The 16,513-nt window shown below is 61.5% G+C and carries 17 protein-coding genes; 15 read left to right on the top strand and 2 right to left on the bottom strand.

All coding sequences use genetic code 11. The annotated features are described in order from the left end of the window. Positions 1 to 103 precede the first annotated feature (103 nt). Positions 104 to 2,815: a preprotein translocase subunit SecA gene (secA, locus tag ACMA5I_RS01075; protein WP_525884369.1), complete on the bottom strand. Its 2,712-nt coding sequence runs from the start codon at positions 2,813 to 2,815 to the stop codon at positions 104 to 106. Between the two features lie 171 nt (positions 2,816 to 2,986). Here secA and ACMA5I_RS01070 point away from each other — a divergent pair, with 171 nt between their 5' ends. The 12 genes from ACMA5I_RS01070 to ACMA5I_RS01015 all read left to right on the top strand — a co-directional run bounded on the left by ACMA5I_RS01070 (position 2,987) and on the right by ACMA5I_RS01015 (position 11,673). Then, a complete protein-coding gene (locus ACMA5I_RS01070; RefSeq protein ID WP_525884368.1) occupies positions 2,987 to 4,087 on the top strand; it encodes a peptidylprolyl isomerase in 1,101 nt (366 codons plus the stop codon). A 150-nt stretch (positions 4,088 to 4,237) separates the two neighbouring features. After that, positions 4,238 to 5,518, top strand: coding sequence for a bifunctional glutamate N-acetyltransferase/amino-acid acetyltransferase ArgJ (argJ, locus tag ACMA5I_RS01065; protein WP_525884367.1), 1,281 nt, complete (start codon positions 4,238 to 4,240; stop codon positions 5,516 to 5,518). Continuing rightward, positions 5,515 to 5,913: a (deoxy)nucleoside triphosphate pyrophosphohydrolase gene (locus ACMA5I_RS01060; protein WP_525884366.1), complete on the top strand. Its 399-nt coding sequence runs from the start codon at positions 5,515 to 5,517 to the stop codon at positions 5,911 to 5,913. The genes argJ and ACMA5I_RS01060 overlap by 4 nt, the downstream gene beginning before the upstream one ends. A 183-nt stretch (positions 5,914 to 6,096) precedes the next feature. After that, positions 6,097 to 6,486: a succinate dehydrogenase, cytochrome b556 subunit gene (gene sdhC / locus ACMA5I_RS01055; protein WP_525884365.1), complete on the top strand. Its 390-nt coding sequence runs from the start codon at positions 6,097 to 6,099 to the stop codon at positions 6,484 to 6,486. Positions 6,487 to 6,497: 11 nt separating this feature from the next. Further along, positions 6,498 to 6,875 (top strand): succinate dehydrogenase, hydrophobic membrane anchor protein, encoded by a 378-nt coding sequence (gene sdhD / locus ACMA5I_RS01050; protein ID WP_525884364.1) that lies wholly within the window; start codon positions 6,498 to 6,500, stop codon positions 6,873 to 6,875. 10 nt (positions 6,876 to 6,885) lie between these two features. Then, positions 6,886 to 8,691, top strand: coding sequence for a succinate dehydrogenase flavoprotein subunit (sdhA, locus tag ACMA5I_RS01045; protein WP_525884363.1), 1,806 nt, complete (start codon positions 6,886 to 6,888; stop codon positions 8,689 to 8,691). After that, a complete protein-coding gene (locus ACMA5I_RS01040) occupies positions 8,691 to 9,059 on the top strand; it encodes a hypothetical protein (protein ID WP_525884362.1) in 369 nt (122 codons plus the stop codon). Before sdhA ends, ACMA5I_RS01040 begins: the two co-directional genes overlap by 1 nt. Next, on the top strand, positions 9,059 to 9,442 hold the full coding sequence (locus tag ACMA5I_RS01035) for a hypothetical protein (RefSeq protein ID WP_525884361.1): 384 nt from the start codon (positions 9,059 to 9,061) through the stop codon (positions 9,440 to 9,442). Before ACMA5I_RS01040 ends, ACMA5I_RS01035 begins: the two co-directional genes overlap by 1 nt. 2 nt (positions 9,443 to 9,444) lie before the next feature. Continuing rightward, entirely contained in the window at positions 9,445 to 9,801 is a 357-nt protein-coding gene (locus ACMA5I_RS01030; RefSeq protein WP_525884360.1) for a hypothetical protein, read from the top strand. Continuing rightward, positions 9,798 to 10,193 carry a hypothetical protein gene (locus ACMA5I_RS01025; protein ID WP_525884359.1) on the top strand — a complete coding sequence of 132 codons (396 nt, stop codon included), beginning with the start codon at positions 9,798 to 9,800 and terminating at the stop codon, positions 10,191 to 10,193. The genes ACMA5I_RS01030 and ACMA5I_RS01025 overlap by 4 nt, the downstream gene beginning before the upstream one ends. Continuing rightward, entirely contained in the window at positions 10,193 to 10,972 is a 780-nt protein-coding gene (gene sdhB, locus ACMA5I_RS01020; RefSeq protein WP_525884358.1) for a succinate dehydrogenase iron-sulfur subunit, read from the top strand. The genes ACMA5I_RS01025 and sdhB overlap by 1 nt, the downstream gene beginning before the upstream one ends. A 53-nt stretch (positions 10,973 to 11,025) precedes the next feature. Beyond that, positions 11,026 to 11,673: a succinate dehydrogenase gene (locus ACMA5I_RS01015; protein ID WP_525884357.1), complete on the top strand. Its 648-nt coding sequence runs from the start codon at positions 11,026 to 11,028 to the stop codon at positions 11,671 to 11,673. Positions 11,674 to 11,687: 14 nt separating this feature from the next. Here ACMA5I_RS01015 and ACMA5I_RS01010 read toward each other — a convergent pair whose 3' ends face one another. After that, the gene (locus ACMA5I_RS01010; protein ID WP_525884356.1) at positions 11,688 to 13,652 is read right to left on the bottom strand and encodes a methylmalonyl-CoA mutase family protein; all 1,965 of its coding nucleotides are present in this window, start codon (positions 13,650 to 13,652) and stop codon (positions 11,688 to 11,690) included. A gap of 273 nt (positions 13,653 to 13,925) precedes the next feature. Here ACMA5I_RS01010 and ccrA point away from each other — a divergent pair, with 273 nt between their 5' ends. From ccrA to ACMA5I_RS00995, 3 genes are all read left to right on the top strand, one after another. Beyond that, positions 13,926 to 15,194, top strand: coding sequence for a crotonyl-CoA carboxylase/reductase (gene ccrA / locus ACMA5I_RS01005; protein ID WP_525884355.1), 1,269 nt, complete (start codon positions 13,926 to 13,928; stop codon positions 15,192 to 15,194). A 122-nt stretch (positions 15,195 to 15,316) separates the two neighbouring features. Further along, positions 15,317 to 15,484 (top strand): hypothetical protein, encoded by a 168-nt coding sequence (locus ACMA5I_RS01000; RefSeq protein WP_525884354.1) that lies wholly within the window; start codon positions 15,317 to 15,319, stop codon positions 15,482 to 15,484. Between the two features lie 57 nt (positions 15,485 to 15,541). Further along, on the top strand, positions 15,542 to 16,507 hold the full coding sequence (locus ACMA5I_RS00995; RefSeq protein WP_525884353.1) for an ion transporter: 966 nt from the start codon (positions 15,542 to 15,544) through the stop codon (positions 16,505 to 16,507). Positions 16,508 to 16,513: the final 6 nt, after the last annotated feature.

Here is a 16,513-nt window from a genome sequence, read left to right as displayed (position 1 = left end):
TAAAGAAAGCCCCGCATTATGCGGGGCTTTTTTCTTGAACGGATGACAGCAAAAGAAAAGGGCCTTCCGCGGAAGGCCCTTTTTTCATGTCTCGCGGTTCAAATCAGAACGCGCCGTGGCAATGCTTGAACTTCTTGCCGGACCCGCAGGGGCAAGGATCGTTGCGTGACGGATCGCCCCAAGTCGCCGGATCGTTCTCGTCAAACCCATTGTCCTGCGCTTCGGGCGCGCCCTCAGTGGCTTCCGCCGCCTGCACCGTCTGCTTCTGTTGCTCGGCCTGACGCTGGATCTGCTCCATCATGCGGCGCTGCTCTTCCGGCGTCATGAGCTGCACGCGGGCGAGGCTCTGCGTGACTTCACCGCGCAGACGGCTCAGCAGGTTCTCGAAGAGCCCGAAGGCTTCCGACTTGTATTCATTCAACGGATCGCGCTGCGCATAGCCGCGGAAGCCCACGACTGAGCGCAGGTGATCGAGCGTCAGCAAATGCTCACGCCAGTTCTTGTCGATGGTCTGGAGGAGAAGCTGCTTCTCTACCGCTTTCATCGTCTCCTCGCCATAGCGCTCCGTCTTGTCGCCCATCAGCTTCTCGCCCGCTTCGGCGATCCGCTCGGCGATCACGTCCTGATCCACGCCCTCTTCATCGGCCCAGGCCTGAATCGGCAGATCGAGGTTCAGCTTGTCGCGTACGGCCTCGGAGAGGCCGACCGTATCCCACTGGTCGGGATAGGATTTCGGCGGCATATATTCATCGACCAGATCGTCCACGACCTCTTCGCGCATATCCGTCACGATCTCAGAGACATCCTCGGCCTCCATGATCTCCCGGCGCTGCTCGAAGATCGCTTTCCGCTGATCATTCATCACGTCGTCATATTTCAGAAGCTGTTTCCGAATGTCGAAGTTCCGGCCTTCGACCTTCGCCTGTGCGCGCTCCAGCGCCTTGTTGACCCATGGGTGCGTGATCGCTTCGCCCTCTTCCATGCCAAGCTTTTTCAGCATGGTATCGAGACGGTCCGACCCGAAGATCCGCATCAGATCATCTTCCAGCGACAGGAAGAAGGAGGAGCGGCCCGGATCGCCCTGACGGCCCGAGCGGCCGCGCAGCTGGTTGTCGATCCGGCGGCTTTCATGGCGCTCGGTCGCGAGAACAAAGAGGCCGCCCGCATCGAGCGCCTTCTTCTTCTCATCCGCGACCTCATCCTTGATCCGCTGGCGCGCTTCGGCGGCGGCCTCATTGGAGTGACCCTCTTCGAGCCCGGCCAATGCCGCGTTGATCTGCGCATCGACGTTGCCACCAAGCTGAATATCGGTCCCGCGGCCCGCCATGTTGGTCGCGATGGTCACCGCGCCCGGCTTCCCCGCATCGGCGACGATCCCGGCTTCCTGCTCATGGAACCGCGCGTTCAAAACGTTATGCGGCACGCCCGCCGCTTTCAGCAGTTCCGAGAGATATTCCGACTTCTCAATGCTGGTCGTCCCGACGAGCACCGGCTGGCCGGTTTCATGCGCCTGTTTGATCTCTTCGACAATCGCGTCGTATTTTTCCTTGGCGGTGCGATAGATGCGGTCGTCCTCGTCAAGCCGCGCAATCGGCTTGTTGGTCGGCACTTCGACGACGCCAAGCTTGTAGATTTCCTGAAACTCGTCCGCCTCGGTCATGGCCGTCCCGGTCATCCCGGCCAGCTTGTCATAGAGGCGGAAATAGTTCTGATAGGTGACGGAGGCGAGCGTGATGTTCTCCGGCTTGATCTCGACGCCTTCTTTCGCCTCGATCGCCTGATGAAGACCGTCGGAGAGACGGCGGCCCGTCATCATCCGTCCCGTAAATTCGTCAATCAGCATCACTTCGCCGTCTTTGACGATGTAATCCTTCTCCCGCTTGAAGAGAGCATGTGCGCGCAGCGCCTGCCCGACATGGTGGACCAGCGTTGCGCTTTCGGGATCATAAAGCGACGCCTCCATATCCAGAAGGCCCGTCGAGTGGAGCCGCTGCTCCATGAACTCGTTGCCCTCGTCGGTCAGGGTCGCGGAGCGCTGTTTCTCGTCAATGGTATAGTGAACCTCGGGCTCGAGCTCCGGCACCAGCTTGTCGATGGTGACGTAAAGCTCGCTCTTGTCCTCCGACGGGCCGGAGATAATCAGCGGCGTCCGCGCCTCGTCCACGAGGATACTGTCCACCTCATCGACAATCGCGAAATAATGGTCGCGCTGGACCATCTGATCGAGCGACGCCTTCATATTGTCGCGCAGATAGTCGAAGCCCAGCTCGTTATTCGTCGCATAGGTAATGTCGCAGGCATAGGCGTCTTTCTTGGCCTGCTCATTCATGCCCGGCACGGCAACGCCGACGGTCATGCCGAGGAAATTATAGACCTTCGCCATCCACTCCGCGTCACGCTTGGCGAGATAATCGTTCACCGTCACCACATGCACGCCGCGACCCGTCAGAGCGTTGAGATAGACCGGCATGGTGCCCATCAGGGTCTTGCCCTCACCGGTTTTCATCTCGGCAATGTTACCTTGGTGAAGAACGATCCCGCCCATGAGCTGCACATCGAAGGGCCGCATCCCCAAGGTCCGCTTGGCCGCTTCACGCACCACGGCGAAGGCTTCGGGGAGCAGATTGTCGAGCGTTTCGCCATTTTCCAGACGCTCGCGGAATTCCGCCGTCTTGGCGCTTAATGCCGCATCATCGAGGGCGGAAATCTCTTCCTCAAGTCCGTTGATTGTCGCGACGAGCGGGCGGAAGCCCTTGATAATGCGGTCATTCGGTGTGCCGAACACCTTTTTCGCGATGGATCCGAAACCAAGCATAACAGCTCCGTGTGTGTTGCGCTGCGGCCTTGCCTGACCCCAAAGCAATATCTAGGTGAGGGAGCAGGCGGGCCAAAACGGCCCGAGCCGGTTGGCGCTTAGTTAAGCGGCAGCCCCCTGACTGTCAACGGCGGCAGGCCCTTCGCGGCCTTCGTCAAATAAGGAGGACTTATGCCCCTGATGCGAACCACGGCCATTGCGGCCATCCTTGCCCTGCCCCTTGCTCTTTATGCACAGGACGCGGCGGAAAACGCGGACACCAGCGCGGGCGACACCGCCGCCGAGGCGCAGCAGACCAACACCGACGGCGCAACGCCTGAGTCGGCGGTTGGCGCGGAAGCCGCAGACGAGGTTGCCACTGAGGATGCCGCCGAAAGCGACAGCGATGTGACCAGCGACGAAGCTTCCGGTGCAGGCAATGGCGAGGCGACAGCCGAAGCCGCTGAGGGTGAAGCTGCCGAAGGCGAAGCCGCAGCGGAAGAAGCCCCGAATTATGACGACGCTGACGCCAGCACCGTGGTTGCCGAAGTGGGCGACACCTCGATCACCCTTGGCCACATGATCGCCCTGCGCGACCGTCTGCCCGCCCAGCTTCAGCAGCTTCCGCCGGAAACCCTCTTCCGCGCGATCAAGGAGCAGCTCATCGAGCAGGCGCTGATGGCACAAGCCGCGCCGGAATCGAATGACCAGCTTGCCGAAATCGTGGTGCAGAACATCACCAACGAGCTTGGCGCGACCGCCTACATGACGCAGATCATCGAAGAAAACGTGACGGATGAAGCCATCCAGCAGCGTTACGAGGAAGAGATCGGCGCGATGGAGCCGCAGACCGAGTGGAAAGCGGCGCACATCCTCGTGGATGATGAAGAGACCATCAACAAGGTCGTCGAAGAGCTGGAAGGCGGCGCGGAATTTGCCGATCTCGCAGCGGAATATTCCAAGGACGGCTCCGCCCAGAATGGCGGCGATCTTGGCTGGTTCGGTGCTGGCCAGATGGTCGCCCCGTTTGAGGAGGCCGTGGCCGCTCTTGAAACGGGCGCAGTCTCCGATCCGTTCGAGACCCAGTTCGGCTGGCATATCGTGACGCTGGAAGAGACCCGCGAGCGCGAAGCCCCGAGCCTCGATCAGGTGCGCGGCACCATTCAGGCCGAGCTTGAGCAGGAAGCCATCGCCAATGCTGTGACCGAGCTGCGCGAGAATGGCGATGTGACCGAGGCCGATGTGAATATCGACCCGGCTCTCATCAACGACAGCGATCTGATCGGCGAGTAATCCCGCGCGATCTCTGCCTTGGCCGCCGCGATCCACACCGGGTCGCGGCGGCTTTTTCATGCGCAGCTTTTTGGCCGCCGGGCGCGCGGCTCTCTCGCCAAGCCAAAAAAATCGGCGTAAAGGAGGCGATAGACAAGACCGGAGGCCCTGATGACCCGCACCGCTGATGACATTCGCGCCGAAATCGCCGCTTTGGAGGCGGAACTGGCCACGCTTCCGAAAACGCCCGTCGTCGCGCCGCTGGCGGTTCCTTTCCCGGATCTGCCGGAAATTGAGGGCGTGCGCTTCGCCGCAGGGTCCGCAGGCGTGAAATATAAAAACCGCACCGATGTCATGATCGCAGAACTGGCCGAAGGCAGCGTGGTTGCGGGCACCTTCACCCGCTCGGCCACGCGCTCGGCCCCTGTGCGCGATTGTCAGGCGAAGATGAGCGACAGCACCGCGCCCGCCCTGATCGTCGTGAATTCCGGCAATTCCAACGCCTTCACCGGCGGCAAGGGCGAGCGTTCGGTCGCCGAGATCTGCGCCGCCGCCAGCGCCGCTACGGGGATCGACGCCGCCCGCATCTTCACCGCTTCCACCGGCGTGATCGGCGAGCCCCTGCCCCATGACCGGATCACCGCCATTCTGGGCGATCTCGCGGGGGAGCTTGCGCCCGGCAATGCCGAAGCTGCCGCCCGCGCCATCATGACCACGGACACCTTCCCAAAGGGCGCGGTCGCCAAGGCCGGAGACGTGACAATCGCAGGCTTTGCCAAAGGCTCCGGGATGATTGCGCCCGATATGGCGACGATGCTCGTCTATATCTTCACCGACGCGAAAATCGCGCAGCCGCTCCTGCAAAAGCTGGTCAGCGAGATTTGTGATCGCAGCTTCAACGCGATCACCGTGGACAGCGACACCTCGACCTCGGACACGCTTCTCGTCGCCGCCACCAACCGCACCGGCGCGGAGGTCACCGAAGGCGCGGCGCTGGCGGCGTTTGGCAAAGCGCTGGAGGAGGTGATGCTCAACCTTGCTCATCAGGTCGTCCGCGACGGCGAAGGCGCAACGAAATTCGTGGCCGTCAATGTCACCGGCGCGGCGAGCGATGCAGATGCGCGCACCATCGCCCTCGCCATCGCCAATTCGCCGCTGGTGAAAACCGCGATTGCGGGAGAGGACCCGAACTGGGGTCGCGTTGTCATGGCCGTCGGCAAATCGGGCGCGGAGGCGGATCGTGACCGGCTGACCATCCATTTCGGCGATGTGCTGGTGGCCGAAAACGGCGAGGTCTCGCCCGATTACCGCGAGGAACAGGGCGCGGAGTATATGAAGGGCGAAGAGCTCGACATCACCGTCGATCTCGGCCTCGGCGCGGGCCGCTACACCGCGTGGACCTGCGATCTCACCCATGGCTACATCACCATCAACGCGGATTACCGGTCGTGAAAACCGTCCTTGTCTCCGCTGTCGCGCTGATCGACCCCGATGGGCGTGTGCTGCTGGCGCAGCGGCCTGAGGGGAAAAGCCTCGCCGGGATGTGGGAATTCCCTGGCGGCAAGATCGAGCCGGGCGAGACGCCGGAGGCGGCGCTGATCCGCGAATTGCATGAGGAACTGGGGATCGACACCTGGGCAAGCTGCCTCGCCCCGCTCACATTCGCCAGCCACAGCTATGAGAGCTTCCATCTGCTGATGCCGCTTTTTGCCTGCCGCAAATGGAACGGCATCCCGCAGCCGAAGGAGGGCCAGACCCTCGCCTGGGTCCGCCCGAATGAGATGAAATCCTACCCGATGCCGCCCGCAGACCTTCCGCTGATCCCGATTCTCCGCGACTGGCTCTGATTTTCCTGATTTGTGATCACAAGAAAATACCTGTGATCACAAATCGGGACCCAAAACCATTTTTTTGCACCTGCACAAGGCAATGCCCTTGTAAGGCGGCAAGTTTTGGTCCTAAAGTCACCAAAATGCCAGCGTCCGGGGCCGTTTCCGGGCTTGCGAGCCATTACAGAGAGGGAGACACACATGGCTGATGTCAACCGGGGCAAACGCCCGCTTTCACCCTTTATGATTGGGCCCTATTACCGGCCGCAACTGACCTCCATGACCTCGATTGTCCACCGGATTACCGGCTGCGCGCTCGGGCTGGCCGGGATTCTCGTCGTCTGGTGGTTCGTCGCCCTCGCGATCGGGCCGGATGCCTATGCCACGGCGAATTGGTGGCTGACCAGCTATGTCGGCGATCTGATCTTCTTCGGCGCGCTTTGGGCGATCCTCTATCACATGCTCAACGGCATTCGGCACCTCGTCTGGGACACGGGCCGCGGGCTGGAAGTCCAGACCGCCGAGAAGCTCGGCGTCATCGTGATCGGCCTGTCGCTGGTCTTCACCATCATTCTAGCCTTCGCGCTTTAAGGGAGACAGCTATGGGATTCCAAACAGATAAAGCGCGTGTTGACGGTCTTGGCTCGGCCCATGAAGGCGCCGGCCACTGGTGGGTCCAGCGTGTGACCGCCGTGGCGCTTGTGCCGCTGTCGCTCCTCTTCCTGTGCAGCTTTGGCAGCACGCTTGGCGAGGATTTCTCGGTCGCCCGCGCCACATTCGACAATCTCTGGAACGCGATTGTCGCGATCCTCTTTTTCGGCATCGCAGCCTACCACCTCAAAATGGGCGTTCAGGAAGTGTTGATGGATTACGTGTCCAACAAAAGCACGCTGGTCGTCTCGCTGCTGGCCAACACCCTGATTTGCGGTCTGCTGGGCGCGACTGCGATCCTGTCCGTTATTCTTATCGCGCTCGGCTGACCCGGAGGATTTGATGGCTTACGAATTTATCGACCACGAATATGACGTTGTCGTCGTCGGTGCGGGTGGCTCCGGGCTGCGCGCAACGCTTGGCATGGCCGAGCAAGGGCTGAAAACGGCCTGTATCACCAAGGTGTTCCCGACCCGCTCGCACACGGTGGCGGCGCAGGGCGGCATTGCGGCGTCCCTGTCCAATATGGGCCCAGACAACTGGCAATGGCATATGTACGACACCATCAAGGGGTCGGACTGGCTCGGCGATATGGACGCGATGGAATATCTCGCGCAGGAAGCCCCGAAAGCGGTGTATGAGCTGGAGCATTACGGCGTTCCGTTCAGCCGGACCGAGGAAGGCAAGATCTATCAGCGCCCCTTCGGCGGCCACACCACGGAATTTGGCGAAGGCCCGCCCGTGCAGCGCACCTGCGCCGCGGCGGACCGGACCGGCCACGCGATCCTGCACACGCTTTACGGCCAGTCGCTGAAGGAAAAGGCAGAGTTCTTCGTCGAATATTTCGCGATTGATCTCATCATGACCGAGGACAATGTTTGTCAGGGCGTTGTGGCGTGGAAGCTGGACGACGGCACCATGCACCGCTTCTCGGCCAAGATGGTCGTGCTGGCGACGGGCGGTTATGGCCGCGCCTATTTCTCCGCGACCTCAGCCCATACCTGCACCGGCGATGGCGGCGGAATGGTCGCGCGTCAGGGTCTGCCGCTTCAGGATATGGAGTTCGTGCAGTTCCACCCGACCGGCATTTATGGCGCGGGATGTCTCATCACCGAAGGCGCGCGCGGCGAAGGTGGGTATCTGACCAACTCCGATGGCGAGCGTTTCATGGAGCGGTATGCGCCGACCTATAAGGACCTCGCCTCCCGCGATGTGGTGTCGCGCTGCATGACCATGGAAATTCGCGAAGGCCGCGGCGTCGGCGCGAATAAGGACCATATCTTCCTGCATCTCGACCACCTGCCGCCCGAAGCGCTGCATGAGCGTCTGCCGGGGATCTCGGAAAGCGCGAAGATTTTCGCAGGCGTCGATGTGACCAAGGAGCCGATCCCGGTTCTCCCGACCGTGCATTACAACATGGGCGGCATCCCGACGAATTACTGGGGCGAGGTACTGAACCCGACCGCAGAGAACCCCGATGCGATTGCGCCCGGCCTGATGGCCGTGGGTGAGGCTGGCTGTGCCTCCGTGCATGGCGCGAACCGCCTTGGCTCCAACTCGCTCATTGACCTCGTGGTCTTTGGCCGCGCGGCCGCGATCAAGGCGGGGCAGGTCGTTGATCCGAATGAGAAAAACCGTCCGCTCAACGAGAAATCCGTTGATGCCGCGATGGAGCGTTTCGACCGTCTGCGCTACGCCGATGGCGGCAATACGACCGCGGATGTCCGCCTCGATATGCAAAAAGCTATGCAGACCGACGCGGCCGTGTTCCGCACCGACAAGACGCTCGCCGAGGGTGTCGAGAAGGTGAAGGACATCGCGGGCAAGATGGACGATCTGCATGTCACCGACCGCTCGCTGATCTGGAACAGCGATCTGATGGAGACGCTGGAGCTGACCAACCTGATGCCGAACGCACTCGCGACCATCGTCGCCGCCGAGGCCCGCAAGGAAAGCCGCGGCGCCCATGCCCATGAGGATTACCCGGATCGCGACGACAAGGAATGGCGCAAGCACAGCCTCGCCTATGTCGACGGCCCGGATGTGCGGCTCGACTATCGTCCGGTCCATCTCGATCCGCTGACGGATGAGGAAAAGGGCGGCATCCCGGTCGCGAAGATCCAGCCGAAGAAACGGGTTTACTGATGCGCGCGCTGTTTGTCATCGGCTCCCTGGCGCTTGCTGCTTTTGCACAGCAAGCCGCTGCGGACGAGCCGGTGACAGACGGCGCAGCGGGCCCTCTCCCGGTGTTCGAAACGGCGGAAGCCGCATGGGCCGCACAGGAAGACGCCGCCATCGCGCGCGGCGAAACCGCCGAAGATGCGGCGCGCTTTAGCTGCCTGATGAAGTTTCTCTCCGATGAAGAGTTCGTCGCCTTCCGCAGCCTGGTCGCGACAAAATCGGGCGAAGAGGTCAACCAAGCGGCTGTCACCACTGCCGAAAACGCAACGGAAAGCGCGGCGATCACCGCCTGCATCCCGGAGCGCGTGGCACAAATAGAGGCGAGAAACTGATGCGTAAACTTCTTCTTATTGGAGTTCTTGGCCTCGCGGCCTGTGCGGAGCAAACCCAGTCCGGGATAAGCGACGCGGACTCCCGCGCCCTTGGTGGTGAGCTCATTGCACAGAACCCCGAATTGCTGCGCTCCCCCGTGATCCTTACCGCGCTTGAAAATCAGGGACTGGCCGAAGGGGATAGCGTCGAAAAAGTGGCCACGATCTCCTGCACCATGGCCAATCTGACCGATGAAGAGGTCCGCATCCTCGCCGCAGAAGCCGACTCGGCCAGCGGCGAGATCACCGGCGAAGCCGTCGCCGCCATGCTCCCCGCGATGTTCCGCGCCGAAACGCAAGCCTGCATCCCCGGCAAAATGCGCGAGATCGAGGCCCGGATCTGATGATGCGTAGCTTTGCCCTTATCGCCATTCTCACGCTCTCGGCTTGTTCCGGGGCGACGATGATGGACAGCCTCGGGATCGAGGGGTCTGATCTGCGGATGACCGAGACCGAACTCGCGCAGATGGAAACCGAGATGCTCGAAGAGGGCGATCCGCCCGTGATCGCCGCCATGACAAGCTGCATGTTCCGCCATGCGAGTGACGAAGAACTGCGCAGCGTCGCCGATGTGGCGTTCAGCGCGGGTCCGGTCGCCGACGCGAAGGCGGATGCGGTGATCGAAGGCATTATGGCCCGGCCCGAGACGCAGGCTTGCGTCGCCGAGCGCACGACGGCCCTGACCGCGCAGGTGGCATCATGATCCGTTTTCTCCTCATTCCCGCGCTCGTTGCGGGCTGCACGGCGATCTCGCCGAACCCGCCGCCCGGTGTCTCGCAAGCGGTGCATGACCAATGCCGCGATCAGGCGCAGCGCGCGGCGATCCGTCCGCAAGCGGCGGTTGGCATTGCCGTGGGCCGCAAGGTGCGCCCCAGCACGGCGGTCGGCATCGTCAATGATATGGACCGCGGGCAGGACGCCTATCTGCGCTGTATCCGCAACGCCGGAACGCCCGCCATCAACGCCCCTATCGTGCTCACCGAGACAGAGCGCGCCGCATGGTCAACCCTATCCCCAGCAGAGCAACAAGCCGCCGCCGCGCATATCCGCGCAGGCGGGACGCTTGAAAGCTATCTCAAATCGCGAGGTGCATAATGGTACAATTTCGTCTGCCGAAGAACTCCCGCATCGTGGTTGGCAAAAGTTGGCCGAAGCCCGAAGGCGCAACAAATCTGCGCGCATTCAAGATCTACCGGTTCGACCCGGACAGCGGTGAAAACCCGCGTCTCGACACCTATTGGCTCGACATGGATGATTGCGGGCCGATGGTTCTCGACGCGCTCATCAAGATCAAGAACGAGATCGACCCGACGCTGACCTTCCGCCGCTCCTGCCGTGAGGGCATCTGCGGTTCCTGTGCGATGAATATCGACGGGATCAACACGCTGGCCTGTATCTACGGCCTCGACGAGGTGTCGGGCGATGTGAAGATCTACCCGCTGCCGCATATGCCGGTGGTGAAGGATCTGATCCCGGACCTGACGCATTTCTACGCGCAGCACGCCTCGGTGAACCCCTATCTGATCACCGAGACGCCGACCCCGGCGAAGGAATGGCGTCAGTCCATCGAGGATCGCGAGAAGCTCGACGGTCTTTATGAATGCGTGATGTGCGCCTGCTGCTCCACCTCCTGCCCGAGCTATTGGTGGAATGGCGACCGCTATCTCGGCCCGGCCGCGCTGCTCCATGCTTACCGCTGGATCATCGACAGCCGCGACGAGGCGACCGGCGCACGGCTCGACAATCTTGAAGATCCGTTCAAGCTCTATCGCTGCCACACCATCATGAATTGCGCAAAAACCTGCCCGAAGGGTCTCAACCCTGCCAAGGCGATTGCCGAGATCAAGAAGCAGATGGTAGAACGGGTCTTGTGATCCGAGCCTTCTTTTTAAGTCTGTTGTTCGCATCGCCCGCATTTGCGGGCGCTGTGCTTTTTCTGGGTCCGGACGTCTCTGCGCGGCTGCGTGTGCTGCCGGGAGACGCCGCGTCCGAGACCGCGAACCTGCGCCTTGTCACCGTCACCGGCACCTATTCCAGTGGCGACCGGTACGGGATCGAGGGGCTGGCCATCCATCAGGGCGAGATCGTCTCGGCCCGCTATCAGGGATGGGACGGGATCATGACCATTCAGGATGGCCAGTTGCAAATTTTCAACCGCCGCGCGGTGTCTGTTGGTGATGCACGGTTCGATCTGACCAAGGGTGCGGAGCGCAAAGCGTTCATCGAGGCGGCGAAGGGCGGCAATCTGTCGGTGCTTCAGGGGCATCTGCTGATCACGGACGGGCGGCTTGATGTGAAGGACGCCGAGGGCCAGCCCCGGTTCAAACGGCGGATCCTCTTCACAACCAAGAGCGGCGAGATTGGGCTTTACGATTCCGAAAGCGCGGTGACGCTGTACGACGCGGCGACGCAGCTTCAGGGCGAATATAATGTCGATATGGCGTTCAATCTCGACATGGGCACCTATGATTTCTGCCGGATCGACGCGCCCGAGAACGCGACGCGCTATTGCGGGTTTCTGCGTGAGGACGGGCTCGACAAGCTGACCAACCTGCTGGAATTTCAGGTCGAGTAACCGGCGGCGGGCCTTTACTCCGCCGCGATGGAGGACGGCTCGAGCAAGTCCACGATATCCATCATGATCTTGTTGAGATCGAAATCCTTCGGCGTATAGACCTTGGCGACGCCATAGCTGCGCAGGGTCTCGGCATCCTCTTCGGGGATGATCCCGCCCGCGACGACCGGCACATCATCGAGCCCGGCCTGACGCATCCGCTCCATCACTTCCTTGATGAGCGGCAGATGCGAGCCGGAAAGGATCGAGAGACCGACCACATGGGCGGACTCTTCCAGCGCGGCATTGACGATCTGGGCGGGGGTCAGGCGGATGCCTTCATAGACCACCTCCATCCCGCAATCGCGGGCGCGGACGGCGATCTGTTCGGCACCGTTGGAGTGCCCGTCCAGACCCGGTTTGCCGACGAGGAACTTGATCCGGCGGCCCAGTTTGCCGCTGACCGCCTCCACCGCCGAACGCACATCCTCAATGCCCTCGTAAGGCGCAGCCGCCGCTTTGCCGACGCCTGTAGGCGCGCGATATTCGCCAAAGACCTCGCGCATCGCCGCGCCCCATTCCCCGGTGGTGACGCCCGCTTTCGCAGCGGCGATGGAGAGCGGCATGATGTTCTCGCCCGCCTCAACGCCCGCTTTCAGCTTGGCGAGCGCATCCTGAACCGCCGTGTCGTCACGAGCGGCGCGCCAAGCCTCCAGCGCGGCGATCTGGTCCTGCTCAACCTCGGGGTCAACGACCATGATGCCACCGCCCACCGTAAGCGGCGACGGCTCCGCCTCGGTCCATTTGTTCACGCCGACGACAACCGTCTCGCCCGTCTCGACCTTTTGCAGACGGCGCGAATTGGCCTCCACAAGCTGGCCCTTCATATAGTCGATGGCCGCGACCGCGCCGCCCATCTCGTCGATCCGCGCCAGTTCCTCGCGCGCCTGCGTCTTCAGCGTCTCGACTTTGGCGTCCACCGCCGGGTTGTTGTCGAACAGATCATCATATTCGAGCAGGTCGGTCTCATAGGCCATGATCTGCTGCATCCGCAGCGACCATTGCTGATCGAAAGGCCGCGGCAGGCCAAGCGCCTCGTTCCACGCCGGAAGCTGCACCGCCCGCGCCCTTGCCTTTTTCGACAGCGTCACGGCCAGCATTTCGATCAGGATTCGGTAAACATTGTTCTCCGGCTGCTGCTCGGTCAGACCCAGCGAATTCACCTGCACCCCGTAGCGGAAGCGCCGCATCTTCGGATCATCCACACCGTAGCGATCCCGGCAAATCTCGTCCCACAATTCCACGAAAGCGCGCATCTTGCACATTTCGGTCACGAAGCGGATGCCCGCGTTCACGAAGAAGGAAATCCGCCCGACCACCGTGGGGAAATCCTCTTCCGGCACGGTGCCCTGCACCTGATCGAGAACCGCGGTCGCGGTCGCCAGCGCGAAGGCCAGTTCCTGCTCCGGCGTCGCGCCCGCTTCCTGCAAATGGTAGGAACAGACATTCATCGGGTTCCACTTCGGCACATCGCGGTAGCAGAAGCCCGCAATGTCGCCGATCAGTTTGAGGCTCGGCTTCGGCGGGAACACATAGGTGCCGCGCGAAAGATATTCCTTGATAATGTCATTCTGCACCGTGCCTTGCAGCTTGGAGATGTCGGCCCCCTGCTCCTCGGCCACCGCGATGTAGAGGGCGAGCAGCCACGCCGCCGTCGCGTTGATGGTCATCGAGGTGTTCATCTGCTCCAGCGGGATCTGATCGAAAAGTGCGCGCATGTCGCCCAGATGGCTGATCGGCACGCCGACCTTCCCGACCTCACCCTTGGCCAGCACATGATCGCTGTCATAGCCCGTCTGGGTCGGCAGATCGAAGGCCACCGAAAGCCCCGTCTGCCCCTTGGCGAGGTTCGAGCGATAGAGCGCATTCGAGGCCGCAGCGGTCGAGTGGCCCGCATAGGTGCGGAAAAGCCAGGGGCGGTCGCGGGTGGTCTCGGTCATGTCAGTCTCCCGAATCAGGGCCATGTGATGCAGTGCAGCGTAAAATATGCGACAGATTATTGCGCGAGGGCAAGAGGGTGCGCTTTCTTCCTTGCGTCAGGATAGGGATCAAACCGCTTCATCCTTAACAATCTATGCGCCCGTCTGACGTGACGTTTGCGGCAACCCTCGCGGGAAAACACGAAAGCCTGTAAATTGCTGCATTGCACTAGGCGCACGATCATGTCATAGAACGGTTCAAAGACGTAATTATGTTGTGCAAAGGAGCGCCCTATGTCCGATACGATCCCTGATTATGACGCCCCTGAGAAGGATCTTTACGAAGTTGGGGAAGTCCCCCCGCTCGGCTATGTCCCGAAACAGATGTATGCGTGGGCCATTCGCCGCGAGCGCCATGGCGACCCGGAAGACGCCATGCAGCTTGAGGTTGTCGATGTGCCGAAGCTCGACAGCCATGAGGTGCTGGTCTTCGTGATGGCCGCAGGGGTCAATTATAATGGGATTTGGGCCGGTCTCGGCCAGCCGATCAGCCCGTTTGATGGCCATGGCGAGCCCTACCATATTGCCGGCTCCGATGCGTCCGGCATCGTCTGGGCTGTTGGCGACCGGGTGAAGAACTGGAAGGTCGGCGACGAGGTGGTCATCCACTGTAACCAGGACGATGGCGACGACGAGCATTGTAACGGCGGCGACCCGATGTTCTCCCCGAGCCAGCGGATCTGGGGCTATGAGACGCCGGACGGCTCTTTCGCGCAGTTCACCCGTGTGCAGGCGCAGCAGCTTATGCCGCGTCCGCAGCATCTGAGCTGGGAAGAATCGGCCTGCTACACGCTGACTCTTGCGACCGCCTACCGGATGCTCTTCGGCCATGAGCCGCATGAGCTGAAGCCGGGCATGAATGTCCTTGTCTGGGGCGCATCGGGCGGGCTTGGCTCCTTTGCGATCCAGCTCATCAACGCCGCGGGCGGCAATGCGATCGGCGTGATCTCCGATGAGGACAAGCGCGATTTCGTCATGAGCCTTGGCGCCAAAGGCGTGATCAACCGGAAGGATTTCAAATGCTGGGGCCAGCTTCCGACCGTGAACAGCCCGGAATATAAGGAATGGTTCACCGAGGCGCGCAAATTCGGCAAGGCCATCTGGGACATCACCGGCAAGGGCAACAATGTCGATATCGTCTTTGAACACCCCGGCGAGGCGACCTTCCCGGTCTCGACGCTGGTCTGCAAAAAAGGCGGCATGGTCGTGATCTGCGCCGGGACCACCGGGTTCAACACAACCTTCGACGTGCGCTATATGTGGATGCACCAGAAGCGCCTTCAGGGCAGCCACTTTGCCCATTTGAAACAAGCCTCTGCGGCCAACCGCCTGATGATCGAGCGCCGCATCGACCCCTGCATGTCCGAGGTGTTCCCCTGGGCAGAGATTCCGCAGGCACATACCAAGATGTACAAGAACCAGCACAAGCCCGGAAACATGGCTGTTTTGGTCACATCGCCGCGCACCGGTCTGCGGACTTTCGCCGATGTTCTTGAAGGTTGAATAAAATCAACGACAAAACGCCGAACGAATTCGTTTTCGATTCGTTCGGCGGCAAGAAAAGTTTTACATCTATAGGTCAAAAAGAGCGGGCTTAACTCACAACGCGAGATGGAAGACCCCGCATGGACGACTGGATGACCGACAGTTTGGCCGAATTACGTGAAAAGGCGGCGGAGCAGGGATTCTTCGATCTGGCCGAAGCTCTCGACGACGCACTGATGATGGCCCATGTCGAATTCGCGAATGACGCCGAGCCGATCCCGGCCCCGCATCGCACCCCCGATTATTGAAGCGTTTGCATTCCCCCAGATTTTCACGCGATAACCCTTTGTTAAGGGGGAAATCGCATGACAGTGCGCACACGCGTCGCCGAACTTCTGACCGTTTCAGGCAAAAAGGACCGCTGGGGGCATCTCTTCGATCTCGCGCTGATGACGCTGATCGTCCTCAACGTCATCTCGGTGATGCTGGAAACCATGCCCTCCATGCTGGAGAAACATGGCGAAGCCTTTGTGGCCTTCGAGACCTTCTCGCTGCTGATCTTCAGCATCGAATATGGTGCACGCATCTGGGCCGCGCCGGAGCAGAAATGGCGCGAGGAATGGGAGATCGACCACTCCGAAAGCAATCTCTCGCTGCGTCTGCAATGGATGGCGACGCCCGGCGCGATTGTCGATCTGCTCGCCATTGCGCCCAGCATCATCGGCACGGCGCTCGGCCTCGATCTGCGCTTCCTGCGGGTGCTGCGCCTACTGCGGCTCCTCAAACTGACACGCTATTCCGGCGCGCTCAACATGCTGATCGACGTGCTGGTCGAGGAGCGCCGCAACTTCTTCGCCGCGATTTTCATCCTTGTGGTGCTGATCATTATCGCCGCCTCGGGCATCTATATCGTCGAGCACAACGTCCAGCCGGACGAGTTCGGCTCCATCCCCGAAGCGATGTGGTGGGCCGCCGTCTCGCTCACCACCGTCGGCTATGGCGATGTGACGCCCGTCACCCCCATCGGCAAGGTGTTTGGCGCAATGATCACGGTGATCGGCATCGGTATGGCGGCGCTGCCCGCCGGGATCCTCGCCTCCGGGATTTCGGAGCAACTCTCCACCCGCCGCGGTGAGCTGGAGCAGCGCTACCGCGCCGCCCTCGCGGACGGGAAAATCGACATGGCCGAACGCAAGGAACTCGAGGCGCTCCGCAAGGAACTCGGCATGACCCGCCACAAGGCGCGGATGATCGAGAAAAACATCACCATCAGCCAACCGAGCGAGCAGCGGACGCATCTCTGCCCGCATTGCGGGGAACCGATTGAGTGAGGGATG

This window comes from Jujubicoccus corallicola (genome assembly GCF_047345645.1).
GTDB lineage: Bacteria > Pseudomonadota > Alphaproteobacteria > Rhodobacterales > Rhodobacteraceae > JBLEFH01.
Note: the sequence above shows the minus strand (reverse complement) of the source record. Positions and strands in the feature narration are given on the sequence as shown.